13 protein-coding genes and 1 tRNA gene are annotated in these 11,628 nt (G+C 42.2%); 13 read left to right on the top strand and 1 reads right to left on the bottom strand.

All coding sequences use genetic code 11. The annotated features are described in order from the left end of the window. Nucleotides 1–193: 193 nt before the first annotated feature. On the bottom strand, nt 194–1,150 hold the full coding sequence (locus tag FGQ86_RS15760) for an alpha/beta fold hydrolase (protein ID WP_033126070.1): 957 nt from the start codon (nt 1,148–1,150) through the stop codon (nt 194–196). A gap of 270 nt (nt 1,151–1,420) precedes the next feature. Between FGQ86_RS15760 and FGQ86_RS15755 the strand changes: the two genes are divergently transcribed. The 13 genes from FGQ86_RS15755 (at nt 1,421) to FGQ86_RS15695 (ending at nt 11,599) form a co-directional block, all read left to right on the top strand. Beyond that, on the top strand, nt 1,421–2,185 hold the full coding sequence (locus FGQ86_RS15755; protein WP_138305089.1) for an AAA family ATPase: 765 nt from the start codon (nt 1,421–1,423) through the stop codon (nt 2,183–2,185). Between the two features lie 23 nt (nt 2,186–2,208). Beyond that, nucleotides 2,209–3,126 (top strand): ParB/RepB/Spo0J family partition protein, encoded by a 918-nt coding sequence (locus FGQ86_RS15750; RefSeq protein WP_138305087.1) that lies wholly within the window; start codon nt 2,209–2,211, stop codon nt 3,124–3,126. Continuing rightward, nucleotides 3,126–3,701 carry a DUF4446 family protein gene (locus tag FGQ86_RS15745; RefSeq protein ID WP_033126073.1) on the top strand — a complete coding sequence of 192 codons (576 nt, stop codon included), beginning with the start codon at nt 3,126–3,128 and terminating at the stop codon, nt 3,699–3,701. Before FGQ86_RS15750 ends, FGQ86_RS15745 begins: the two co-directional genes overlap by 1 nt. Before the next feature lie 3 nt (nt 3,702–3,704). Beyond that, nucleotides 3,705–4,991, top strand: a complete 1,287-nt coding sequence (gene serS / locus FGQ86_RS15740) for a serine--tRNA ligase (protein ID WP_138305086.1) — start codon at nt 3,705–3,707, stop codon at nt 4,989–4,991. A 9-nt stretch (nt 4,992–5,000) separates the two neighbouring features. Beyond that, entirely contained in the window at nt 5,001–5,876 is an 876-nt protein-coding gene (locus tag FGQ86_RS15735) for a DUF3881 family protein (protein WP_033126075.1), read from the top strand. A 355-nt stretch (nt 5,877–6,231) separates the two neighbouring features. Continuing rightward, nucleotides 6,232–6,305, top strand: a tRNA-Arg gene (locus tag FGQ86_RS15730). 395 nt (nt 6,306–6,700) lie between these two features. Beyond that, nucleotides 6,701–7,546, top strand: coding sequence for a ParB/RepB/Spo0J family partition protein (locus FGQ86_RS15725; RefSeq protein WP_138305084.1), 846 nt, complete (start codon nt 6,701–6,703; stop codon nt 7,544–7,546). A gap of 17 nt (nt 7,547–7,563) precedes the next feature. After that, nucleotides 7,564–8,349 carry a ParA family protein gene (locus FGQ86_RS15720; RefSeq protein WP_087224394.1) on the top strand — a complete coding sequence of 262 codons (786 nt, stop codon included), beginning with the start codon at nt 7,564–7,566 and terminating at the stop codon, nt 8,347–8,349. After that, nucleotides 8,339–9,241 carry a ParB/RepB/Spo0J family partition protein gene (locus FGQ86_RS15715; RefSeq protein WP_087224396.1) on the top strand — a complete coding sequence of 301 codons (903 nt, stop codon included), beginning with the start codon at nt 8,339–8,341 and terminating at the stop codon, nt 9,239–9,241. The genes FGQ86_RS15720 and FGQ86_RS15715 overlap by 11 nt, the downstream gene beginning before the upstream one ends. A 4-nt stretch (nt 9,242–9,245) precedes the next feature. Next, nucleotides 9,246–9,596, top strand: coding sequence for a replication initiator protein A (locus FGQ86_RS15710; protein WP_087224398.1), 351 nt, complete (start codon nt 9,246–9,248; stop codon nt 9,594–9,596). Nucleotides 9,597–9,647: 51 nt separating this feature from the next. Further along, nucleotides 9,648–10,652, top strand: a complete 1,005-nt coding sequence (locus FGQ86_RS15705) for a DUF6017 domain-containing protein (RefSeq protein ID WP_087224400.1) — start codon at nt 9,648–9,650, stop codon at nt 10,650–10,652. An 18-nt stretch (nt 10,653–10,670) separates the two neighbouring features. After that, nucleotides 10,671–10,967: a hypothetical protein gene (locus FGQ86_RS15700; protein ID WP_087224402.1), complete on the top strand. Its 297-nt coding sequence runs from the start codon at nt 10,671–10,673 to the stop codon at nt 10,965–10,967. Nucleotides 10,968–10,981: 14 nt separating this feature from the next. After that, nucleotides 10,982–11,599, top strand: coding sequence for a hypothetical protein (locus FGQ86_RS15695; protein WP_138305082.1), 618 nt, complete (start codon nt 10,982–10,984; stop codon nt 11,597–11,599). The last annotated feature ends 29 nt before the right edge of the window (nt 11,600–11,628 follow it).

Below are 11,628 nucleotides of genomic sequence, written 5' to 3'. Positions count from 1 at the left end.
AGGCAGGACAAAAAATCAGGATGCTTTTTTATCCTTTATAAGAAAATATGGGAGTTGGCATTTTGGCAAAAAGAGTGGTGCTGGAGCTAGGGCTCCAGCACCACCTTTGTCTACAGTCTGAAAGAACCGCTGCACTAGCAGCGGTTCTTTTTATATCTATACTTATATATTTACCTCTATCCTATACTTTTCTCTATTCTATATTGAGGCAGATCTTTATTTGTTCCAGCAGCTTGTCTGGCGTCTCAAGCTGCGGCAGATACCCGGCTTCTGAAAGGCTGAATATCTCGATTGAGGGGAGAAGCTTTTGATATTCTTCAGCTTCGCTTTTATTCTTCTCGTCTGTCCCTGTTATAATAAATATGCTGTTGGAGAGATCCTTCAGATACAGCATTATATTTGCAGTCAGATAATTTCCGCTGAGGCTTGCAAACAGATACTTGGATGATGAATTTCCATAGTGAGCGGTCTCGTAGTAAGTCATAATATCTTCGTGTCTGATTTTACTCTTATCGAAGAAGTAGTGTTCTCTGAAAAGCTTCTCTATATTATCCTTTCTGACAAGTATGTTGTAGAGAAGGGTTCCAACAAGAGGCAGGAGAATGAGTTTTGTCAGTATACGACTCCTGTTGGTAGGAATATGGGCTGTCGTATATATATCAGCTGGGTTTATCATAATAATATTGCCGATGATATTGCTGCTGTTTTGACAGGCACCCAGAATAAAGGAGGAGGATTGTCCGGTTACAATCACATCACTCTTCTCTTTTATAATGTTTTTGATAAAGTCGTTAACGAGTTGCACATACAGATAGTTTGTGTATGTGAGATTGGGCTTTTCAGAGCGCCCGCACCCAAGGAGATCCAGTGTATAAACAGTCCTGCTCTCTGAAAGAGTCTTGACAATATTTTTCCACTCGTACTCTGAACTTGAGGTGTTTAAATCATGTATAAGCAGTACAGGAGTACCCTGTCCCTGTTTTGTGTAAAATATTTTGCCAAATTTCCAGTCATAATAAGTCTCGGTTTCGGGTTTAAGTAAATGATCTATTGTAGCCGAAATATATATTGCCTTATTTATAAGATGTATGCCAACGGAAGTTGCCCCGGCAAGAACAGTTGTAATAGTAAGGACCTTTTTCCAACTCATGAGAATTCTCCTTTCCATGATTATACTAATAGTTTATCATATCTCAGGACAGAACTAAAGGAATATCTGAATAAAATGTTTCACGTGAAACATCAGAACCTGCTGTTTGAATTTTAGACTTAACCAGAAATAAAAAATATCCAAAAGCAATATGTTTCACGTGAAACATTTATGGAAAACAGAAAAAATATGTTTCACGTGAAACATATTCTGGAATATGGAAGAGAAAGGTGATATACTATTAATAATCACTGAGAGAGGTAAAGCAAAATGGGAAGAATAATAGCAATCGCCAATCAGAAAGGCGGAGTTGGAAAAACAACAACAGCCATCAATCTTTCAGCATGTCTTGCGGAAAAAGAGAAAAAAGTTCTTTCAATCGATATGGATCCCCAGGGGAATATGACCAGCGGATTGGGCGTTGACAAAGACAGTGTTGAAAAGACAGTGTATGATCTCATTATAGGTGAAGCACAGATAGAAGAGATAATCTGCAAGAATGTATTGGAAAATCTGGATGTTCTGCCGACAAATATAGATCTTTCAGCTGCTGAGATAGAATTGATAGGTATTGACAACAAGGAATACATCATTAAGAATGAAGTTGATAAAGTAAAAGACAACTATGATTTTGTTATTATCGATTGTCCGCCTTCCCTGAGTATGCTGACGATCAATGCGATGACGACGGCAGACTCGGTACTTGTACCTATTCAATGTGAATACTATGCACTGGAAGGTTTGAGCCAGCTCATACATACGATAGAGCTTGTGAAAGAACGTTTGAATTCAAACCTGGAAATAGAAGGCGTCGTATTTACAATGTATGATGCCAGGACAAATCTTTCTCTTCAAGTTGTTGAAAACGTGAAGGATAATTTAAACCAGAATATTTACAAGACGATTATACCAAGAAATATTCGGCTGGCAGAGGCGCCCAGCTATGGTATGCCTATCAATCAGTATGACCCAAAATCATCCGGAGCTGAGAGCTACAGACTTCTTGCGGATGAAGTGATAGAGAGAGAAGAGTAGCACTAAAAAAGTGGAGGAAACATATGGCGGCAAAAAGAATGGTGCTGGGAAAAGGGCTGGATAGTCTGATCCCGGATAACAAATCTGCGAAGACGCCGAAGACGGAAAATAAGAAGGCAGAGGAGACCGCAGAACTGAAAAGCGGCGAGCAGATGATGAAGATCAATATGGTGGAGCCTAACAGGGATCAGCCGAGAAGAAATTTTGAGGAGGATGCGCTCCTTGAACTGGCTGACTCTATTAAACAGTACGGTGTGCTCCAGCCTCTGATCGTCAGAAAGAGAAATGATTACTATGAGATCATTGCGGGCGAGAGAAGATGGCGGGCCGCAAAAATGGCGGGAGTAAAGGAAGTTCCTGTCATTATAAAAGAATATAATGAGCAGGAAATCCTGGAGATCGCGCTCATTGAGAACATTCAGAGAGAAAACCTCAATCCCATCGAGGAAGCTATGGCCTTTAAAAAACTCCTTGAGGAGTTCAACCTGAAGCAGGATGAGGTGGCGGAGAGAGTCTCAAAGAGCAGAACGGCTGTCACAAACTCTATGCGTCTTCTGAAGCTGGATCAGAGAGTACAGCAGATGATCATAGACGATATGATCAGCACAGGGCATGCGAGAGCGCTTCTCGCCATCGACGACCCGGAGCAGCAGTATGCACTGGCCAACAAGATCTTTGATGAGAAGCTGAGCGTCCGTGAGACTGAAAAGCTTATCAAGGAGATCAAAAACCCGAAAAAGCCCAAAGAAAAGAAAGCTGTTGAGAACGCCTTCATATATGAAGACATAGAAGATAAGATGAAGCAGGTACTGGGAACAAAGGTTCATGTAGCATCAAAGGGAAAAGGAAAAGGAAAAATAGAAATAGAATATTATTCGGACAAGGAATTAGAACGCATGTTCGATATGATCATGTCCATAGGAAAAGGAGAACAGATTTAATGGAAAGCGCAATCTTGGCAAAACTGGGGATTGATCCGGCATTTATCTTTCTTTTTATGCTGATACTGATCATTGCCCTTTTTGTACTGTACGTGAATGTCAGTATGAAATATGACCGGCTGAAAAACAGCTACAACTCGTTTATGAAGGGGAAAGATGGAAAGACTTTAGAGGAGAGTCTCCTCTCCAAATTCTCTGAGATAGACGGGCTTGCGAAGCTCACTAAGCAGAACAGACAGGATGTCAAGGACATTTACCGCAAGATGGAGAAGGACTTCAAAAAAGTCGGCATCGTCAAGTATGACGCATTTAACGAGATGGGCGGCAAGCTGAGTTTTGCCCTGGCCATGCTGGACGGGAACAACAGCGGATGGGTGATCAACGCCATGCACAGCAGAGAAGGCTGCTATACCTATATAAAAGAGATCGTCAAAGGAGAGAGCTACGTGGAGTTGGCAGAAGAGGAGACGGAGGCTCTTGACCGCGCGATCTTCAGCGAGGCCTACAGCATGGATGTAAAGGAAACAAAGGACAACAAGAAGAGAACGAATAAGAGTGAAAAGGATGAGGTGTAAGAAATGCTTGATATCAAATTTGTAAGAAATAACCCGGATGTAGTAAAAGAGAATATAAAAAAGAAATTCCAGGATGAGAAGCTTCCCCTTGTGGATGAGGTTCTGGAGCTGGATAAGAGAAACAGGGAGATCAAGCAGGAGGTAGAGGCCCTGCGAGCTGAGAGAAACAAGATTTCAAAGGAAATTGGCGCCTGCATGGCGCAGGGAAAGAAGGAGGAGGCCGAGGAGCTGAAGAAAAAAGTCCAGGCCAACGCCGACAGAGTGGAGAGCCTTTCCACAGAGGAGAAGGATGTGGAGGCAAACATCAAAAAGATCATGATGACTATTCCGAATATCATCGATCCCTCTGTACCTATCGGAAAGGATGACAGCGAGAATGTGGAGATTGAGAAGTTCGGCGATCCGGTAGTTCCGGATTTTGAGATTCCTTACCATACAGATATTATGGAGAGCTTTAATGGCATCGATCTGGAGAGCGCCGGAAGAGTGGCCGGAAACGGTTTCTACTATCTGATGGGAGACATCGCCAGACTTCACTCCGCAGTCCTGGCCTATGCCAGAGATTTCATGATTGACAGAGGATTTACCTACTGCGTTCCTCCTTTCATGATCAGAAGCAATGTAGTGACAGGCGTTATGAGCTTTGCCGAGATGGATTCCATGATGTACAAGATCGAGGGAGAGGATCTGTATCTCATCGGTACAAGCGAGCACTCCATGATCGGAAAATTCATCGACACGATGCTGGAGGAGGATCAGCTTCCGCAGACCCTCACATCCTACTCACCCTGCTTCCGCAAGGAGAAGGGAGCACACGGCATCGAGGAAAGAGGTGTCTACAGGATCCATCAGTTTGAGAAGCAGGAGATGATCGTTGTCTGCAAGCCCGAGGACAGCATGATGTGGTATGATAAGCTGTGGCAGAACACAGTGGATCTGTTCCGCTCTCTTGATATCCCCGTGCGCACGCTGGAGTGCTGCTCCGGCGACCTGGCGGATCTGAAGGTGAAATCCTGCGACGTGGAGGCGTGGTCCCCGAGACAGAAAAAATATTTTGAGGTGGGAAGCTGCTCCAACCTTGGAGACGCTCAGGCCAGAAGACTTGGCATCCGCGTAAAGGGAGCAGACGGAAAATATTTTGCCCACACACTGAACAACACAGTAGTAGCGCCGCCGAGAATGTTGATCGCCTTCCTGGAAAACAACCTGCAGGCAGATGGCTCTGTGAGAATTCCGGAAGTGCTGCGTCCCTACATGGGCGGCCATGATAAGATTGAAAAGAAAAAATAAAGGTGACAGATGCATAAATATTTAAGGTCAATTGGTTATGGCTGTATCAGGTCAAGGACAGAATTAAATGAATTTCTGAAGAGGATAGAAAGCGACTATACCTGCCATGAACTGGTTTCTCTTGACGAGGAGGCAGACTTCTGCGAATATCAGAGAGAATGTGGGGCAGGTATAGGAGTTGCCGTGTGCGGGGATATGGATATGCGTGAGACATTTTACAGACAGTACTATTATCCCTATTTCATCGGAAGCGGCATCTCCTCCTATGCGGACATCGTCGTCGAAAAGCGGATGGACCGGGAGGCCTATGTGGGAATCTGCGAGGACGTGAAGGTGGGCGTCAGCCTGATCTTCCACCTGCAGAACACTGTGGAGTACATCAAGGAGAGACAGCTCTCCGGAGACAGACTGAAGTTTGGCTCTGTGACGCTGGCGGGACTTTGCAATTCCGGCACCGTCCTTCTTCCTGTCATGAAGAGCAAGGAGATGGAGCAAAGAAGGCGGGAGGAGTCCCGGAACCGGATGATGCTCCTGAGCGCGGCCAGAAACGGAGACCAGGCCGCCATGGAGAGTCTGACTCTGGACGATATTGACATCTATACAAAGGTTTCCAGGCGGCTTGTGACAGAGGATGTGTTCAGCATCGTGGACACCTATTTCATGCCCTACGGGGTGGAGTGTGACAGATACTCCATCCTGGGGGAAATCCTGAGTGTACATAGGATCCAGAACCAGGAGACAGGGGAAGACCTCTATGTCATGAAGCTGGATGTGAACGAGCTGGAGTTTGACGTCTGCGTGCCGGCAAAGAATGTCTTCGGCGAACCGGCCCAGGGACGCCGGTTTAAGGCGAACATGTGGCTCCAGGGAAGGATCAATTTCTAGAAATTGATCCGGAAATTGAAAATAACTGTTGATTTTAGACCTGCAAGATGCTAAAATATCTAAGTACGGTATAAATACAGTTATGTTCCCTTAGTAAAATGGATATTACGGATCCCTCCTAAGTGTTTGGTAAGCGAACACCTCATGGAAGCAGGGACAGGCAGATTTGAGTACAAATCGGATCTGGTACGGAAACGAATTGAACAGGAGTTGAACATGAAAAAGGTGTTCGCTTCACTGTCAAAGAAACAGAAAAAATTGTTGGTTACCAGTCATAAAAAATGGCTGTTACCATAGAATCGGTTATCTGACCGAGAGGCTGAAAACCTAGTGTTTAAGCCAAAAATCAGAGAATGTCTTCGTAGCTCAGCTGGATAGAGCACTCGCCTCCTAAGCGAGGGGTCAGAGGTTCAAATCCTCCCGGAGACGGCAAATATAAGCGGGAATTATTAGCTGGAACGGCTGAATAATTACCCGCTTATTTCATTTTCTGGAGATAAAAAAGGGTCTGTCAGGAATGAAATCTCAGCTAATACACGGACAAATATCGGCGCCTCCAGCTAATAAATATGCTCTGTGGCTAATACTTTTTTTCAGGGCGTTTAGCTAATATGAGTGCTCGGTTAGATGTCAGCATGTGTTTTAGATAGTAAAAAAGAGAAAATGCTGGATAAACAGGCGGTACGTCATTACGGATTATCTGAAAAAAGCTGATACAATATCAATTACATGGATATGTCAAACGAGAAGCTCGTTTGGATCGGATTTATAAAAATCTGATCTGAACGGGCTTTTTACGTTTCAGAAGAAAGAAGGAGGAAGAATTGGAAGAAAAAGAGAAAGTCATTGAAATTGAGATTGAGAGGCTTCGTGATTTTAAGAAGCATCCATTTCAGGTCAGGGACGATAAAGAGATGTCGCTTCTAAAAGAAAGTATTCAAAATTACGGGATACTCAGTCCACTGATCGTTAGACCTGTCCTGGACGGTGTGTATGAGATTGTGGCAGGGCATAGAAGAAAATATGCAGCACAGCAGTTGGGATATCGTAAGCTGCCCGTAATCATCCGGGTGATGTCTGATGACGAGGCGATTATTTCCATGGTGGATTCTAATTTGCAGCGGGAGCGGATCAGCTACAGCGAAAAGGCATTTGCCTACATGATGAAAAATGAGGCAATGAAAAGAAAAGGCGGTCGAAAGCGTAGCCAAATTGACCACAAATTCAAAGGGAAAAAGACAGTCGAGATTATTGGAGAGGAAGGCGGTGACAGTCCTAAGCAGGTTCAACGCTATATCAAGATTACAGAATTGATCCCGGAACTGCTCCAACAGTTGGATGATGAAATGATTGGATTTAATCCTGCAGTAGAGATCGCCTCTCTGAAGAAGGAAGAGCAAAAACAGCTTCTCGACGCTATGGATTATGCACAGTCTACGCCTTCACTGTCACAGGCGCAGCGGATGAAAAGATTAAGCAAAGAAGGAAAGCTCACAAAAGAAAAGATGGAAGATATTATGAGTGAGATTAAGAAGGGAGAAATCTCCAGAGTGATTTTTACAAATGAACAGCTTCACCGATATTTCCCATCCAGTTATACACCGGAGAAAATGAAACGGGAAATCCTGGCGATATTAAAACTCTGGGCAGAACAATACTGGGAACAGTAATTGAGGAGGATAAAAAAATGTGTAAGGTTATTTCAATAGCAAATCAGAAAGGCGGAGTCGCAAAGACTACTACTGCTGTAAATCTTGGCATTGGATTAGCAAGGAAAGGGAATAAAGTATTGCTTGTCGATACAGATCCGCAGGGAAGTCTGACTGCAAGCCTTGGATATGTCGAACCGGATGAAATTCCGGTTACTCTGGCAAACATCCTGACGGCTGTTATTAATGAGGAAGAAATCGATATGACAGATGGGATTCTTCATCATGAGGAAAATATAGATATCATGCCCGGCAATATTGAACTTTCTGCGTTGGAAGTGACAATGGGAAATGTTATGAGCAGGGAATTAATACTGAAGGATTATATCGATATGATGAGAGAACGATACGATTATATTTTGATCGATTGTATGCCAAGTCTTGGAATGATGACAATTAATGCTCTGGTGGCATCAGATTCAGTGCTTATCCCGGTTCAGGCTGCTTACCTTCCTGTAAAAGGACTTCAGCAGTTAATTAAAACAATCATGATGGTAAAGAAGAGGTTGAACCGTAAATTGAAAATCCAGGGAATTCTTCTTACTATGGTCGATTACAGAACAAATTATGCGAAAGATATTTCTTCTAAAGTACATGAAACATACGGATCAAGGATTGTTGTCTTTCAGAATACGATTCCTATGTCTGTAAAGGCTGCCGAAACAAGCGCAGAAGGAATAAGTATTTATGCACACTGTCCCAGGAGTAAAGTTGCAGAGGCATACAGAAATCTGACAGAGGAGGTTTTGGAAAATGAAAAATAGAAGCGGGGAAAAAGTTAAACTGACAAGTATTGACGAAATGCTTGGAGTTCTGAATGAAGAGTCGGCTATGGAGATAGAAATCAGCAGGATCCATAGTTTCAAGGATCATCCTTTTAAAGTTCTTGATGATGGAAAAATGCAGGATCTGGTAGACAGTGTAAAGGAAAATGGAGTACTTACTCCTGTATTGATCCGTCCAACGGCGAATGATCAATATGAAATGATATCCGGTCATCGTAGAATGCATGCAGCTGCTATCGCAGGTCTTACTACAATTCCGGCAATCATCAGAGAACTGTCAGATGATGAAGCGGTAATTGCAATGGTAGATGCCAATATTCAGAGGGAAGAACTACTTCCGAGTGAAAAGGCATTTGCTTTTAAAATGAAATTAAATGCAATGAAGAGACAAGCCGGGAGACCAACAAAAAATGCGTCCCAAAATGGGACAAATAAAAGATCGGATGAACTCCTCGCGAGTGAAGTAGGAATCAGTAGAAATCAGATACAGCGTTATATTCGTCTCACGGAACTTATACCGGAAATGCTCGAACTTGTTGATAAAAAGAAACTGCAATTCACGGTAGCTGTTGATATTTCATATCTCGACAGGGAAATCCAGAAATGGATTTATGAATATATCCGGGACAATGGTTTCATCAAGCCTGGACAGATTTCAGCATTGCGGAAACATCTTGAAACGGAAACAATCAGTCAGAATTTTATGATCTCGATATTTAATAATTGTATTGCTCCTAAAACCAAAAATAGAAAGGTGACAATTTCAGAGAAAAAACTCACGAAATATTTTCCGCTTGAATATTCGGAAGAGCAAATGGAACGGATAATCGTCAGTTTATTGGAAAAATGGAAGACGGAACAGGAGGGATGAAAAAATGGCGTTTCGGTATTTTTATGGAAAAGAGGCGGATCAATACTCTTTTATCCGCATTCCTAAACTGTTATTAACAGGCAAGGATTTCTCATCTCTGTCAATTATGGCTAAGATGTTATATGGTCTTCTGTTGGATCGAATGGGAATGGCATCAAAGAATAAATGGCTCGACAGAGAGAACAGAGTATATGTGATCTATCCTATTGCAGAAATCCAGCAGGATATGTGTATTTCAAGAAAAAAGGCGATGGAGATCCTTTCTGAATTGGAGGAAAAGGGACTTGTTGAGAAACAGATCCGAGGATCTGGACTGCCAAACCTTTTATATATTAAACAGTTTACAGCGGCTTGATCAGAGGTGCCGGAAATAGCACCTCTGAAATCCAGAAGAAAGGAGGAACATATGGAACAAAAAGTATCATTTAATTATTTTTACGGATCCCAGGCGGATCAGTATAGTTTTTACCGGATTCCAAAAGCGTTATTTAAGAATGATTACTTCCGCGGACTGTCCAGTGATGCGAAGATATTGTATGGGCTGATGTTGGACAGGATGTCTTTATCTATCAAGAACCAGTGGTTTGATCATGAAAACAGGGCTTATATATACTTTTCTATTGAAGATATTATGGAATTGCTGAATTGTGGCAGAAATAAAGCTGTAAAATCGCTGCAGGAGCTGGACAGTGAAAACGGGATTGGTCTAATCGAGAAGAAACGTCAGGGATTTGGCAAGACCAATATTATCTATGTAAAATCATTTATGATGGCAGACGAGGAAAAAACTGCGGAAGATATTCCATCAGATCAGGAGACAGAGCCACAGAAGTTTACAATTCAAACTTATGAGGGGGAAGAGTCAGATCAAGAAGTTTACAAAACAAACTTCAAGAAGTCCCAAAAACAAACTTCAAGAAGTCCTGAAAATAAACTTCAAGAAGTTTGCAAAACAAACTCTATTTATAATAATTTAAGTTATAATAAAGAGAATGATACTGAATCAGATCTAATCGGATCGTCTCAGATGCGATCCGCAGAAGGGATGACAACTATGCAGGCGTACGGAAGCCTGATCAAAGAGAATATTGACTATGATAATCTTCTGATCACCCATCCTTTTGAGCAGGAGCTGATCAATGGGATCTATGAGCTGATACTGGAGACAGTATTGTGTCAGAATGAAGAAATACTGATTGCCAGTAACCGGTATCCGGTGCAGTTTGTGAAAAGTAAATTTCTGAAACTTAAATATTCACACATCGAATATGTGATCGAATGTCTGAAAAAGAATACTTCAAAAGTCAAGAATATTAAGAAGTATATGCTGGCTGCATTATTTAATGCGCCTGCTACGATTGATGGTTATTATCAGGCTGAGGTAAATCACGATATGCCCCAGTTTGCCTGAGGGAGGAAAGGAGAAATCATGATAATTTTAAAATTAATTGAAAAACTGATATTGCTTCCGGTATGGATCATCTTGGCTCTGATCAGCCTTTGCATTAAGCTGACAGTCAATTTATATGGCTTTATAAAAGGGGTTTTTACTTTCCTGCTTATTCTTTTGATGATCGGAACGATTGTCTGTTATCAGGACTGGGTTCAGGTGGCGGCACTCTTGTGTATTGAAGCGGCAGCATTCTTGATTTTATTCTGTGCATGCTTTATCGAAGTAACGGTAGATATGCTGAGAGGATATGTGAGCGACAGGCTTTTGTCTTAGAAAGAAGGATGAATATGGCGTACATACATGAAATTTTAGGGAAAGCAAATATACGGAGTGTTGCGGATTTTCTGCTGTTTGGTCTGGGACCGGATGAAGATACAAGGAATTATGAGGAGAGAATAGACGAACTGTACGACAAGTTTGAAGATGCAGTAAAAAAGTATGATCCAAATCCCACGTCAGAACTTCTGGACCTTTCCAATGAGATCAGCAGTGAGACGGCCAGCGTATATACAGAAATAGGACTTCAGATGGGAATTCTACTTGTTGTCGATATGGCTGCTAATCTCAGGCGTGAAAAAGGTCAGTACAGGCATAATACGGAAATCGATTATGAGGCAGACGAACTTATAAATAAGCTTTATCAGATACAGGAAGGATCTGTATTTCAGGAAGCTTTGTATGATGATAAAGAATTTCAACAAGCAGATAAAGAGCTAAAAATAGTAGTTGAAAAGATGCAGGAGAACTTATCGGATTGTCGCAGAATGGACGTCATACAGGAACTGTATGATAAATTGGAGTGCATGATCCGGATATGCGGGAAGACGGCATATTGTCAGGGATTTCATGATGCAAACTGGTGTGGTATAAAAAAAGTTGACAGCTTATTCTCAAGGATTTCATAATAAAACCAAGAGAATAAGGAGGTATTCAA

Source organism: Clostridium sp. BSD2780061688st1 H5 (assembly GCF_005845155.1).
In the GTDB taxonomy this organism is placed as follows: domain Bacteria; phylum Bacillota; class Clostridia; order Lachnospirales; family Lachnospiraceae; genus Claveliimonas; species Claveliimonas intestinigallinarum.
The sequence above is the reverse complement of the archived record's forward strand: the minus strand, read 5'-3'. Positions and strand labels throughout refer to the sequence as shown.

What these genes read in the sequence shown, in the direction of transcription:
- serS (WP_138305086.1), top strand. Translation starts at nt 3,705, where the DNA reads ATGCTTGATATCAAATTTGTAAGAAATAACCCGGATGTAGTAAAAGAG.
- FGQ86_RS15700 (WP_087224402.1), top strand. Translation starts at nt 10,671, where the DNA reads ATGATAATTTTAAAATTAATTGAAAAACTGATATTGCTTCCGGTATGG.
- FGQ86_RS15715 (WP_087224396.1), top strand. Translation starts at nt 8,339, where the DNA reads ATGAAAAATAGAAGCGGGGAAAAAGTTAAACTGACAAGTATTGACGAA.
- FGQ86_RS15705 (WP_087224400.1), top strand. Translation starts at nt 9,648, where the DNA reads ATGGAACAAAAAGTATCATTTAATTATTTTTACGGATCCCAGGCGGAT.
- FGQ86_RS15750 (WP_138305087.1), top strand. Translation starts at nt 2,209, where the DNA reads ATGGCGGCAAAAAGAATGGTGCTGGGAAAAGGGCTGGATAGTCTGATC.
- FGQ86_RS15720 (WP_087224394.1), top strand. Translation starts at nt 7,564, where the DNA reads ATGTGTAAGGTTATTTCAATAGCAAATCAGAAAGGCGGAGTCGCAAAG.
- FGQ86_RS15695 (WP_138305082.1), top strand. Translation starts at nt 10,982, where the DNA reads ATGGCGTACATACATGAAATTTTAGGGAAAGCAAATATACGGAGTGTT.
- FGQ86_RS15710 (WP_087224398.1), top strand. Translation starts at nt 9,246, where the DNA reads ATGGCGTTTCGGTATTTTTATGGAAAAGAGGCGGATCAATACTCTTTT.
- FGQ86_RS15755 (WP_138305089.1), top strand. Translation starts at nt 1,421, where the DNA reads ATGGGAAGAATAATAGCAATCGCCAATCAGAAAGGCGGAGTTGGAAAA.
- FGQ86_RS15735 (WP_033126075.1), top strand. Translation starts at nt 5,001, where the DNA reads ATGCATAAATATTTAAGGTCAATTGGTTATGGCTGTATCAGGTCAAGG.
- FGQ86_RS15760 (WP_033126070.1), bottom strand. Translation starts at nt 1,150, where the DNA reads ATGAGTTGGAAAAAGGTCCTTACTATTACAACTGTTCTTGCCGGGGCA.
- FGQ86_RS15745 (WP_033126073.1), top strand. Translation starts at nt 3,126, where the DNA reads ATGGAAAGCGCAATCTTGGCAAAACTGGGGATTGATCCGGCATTTATC.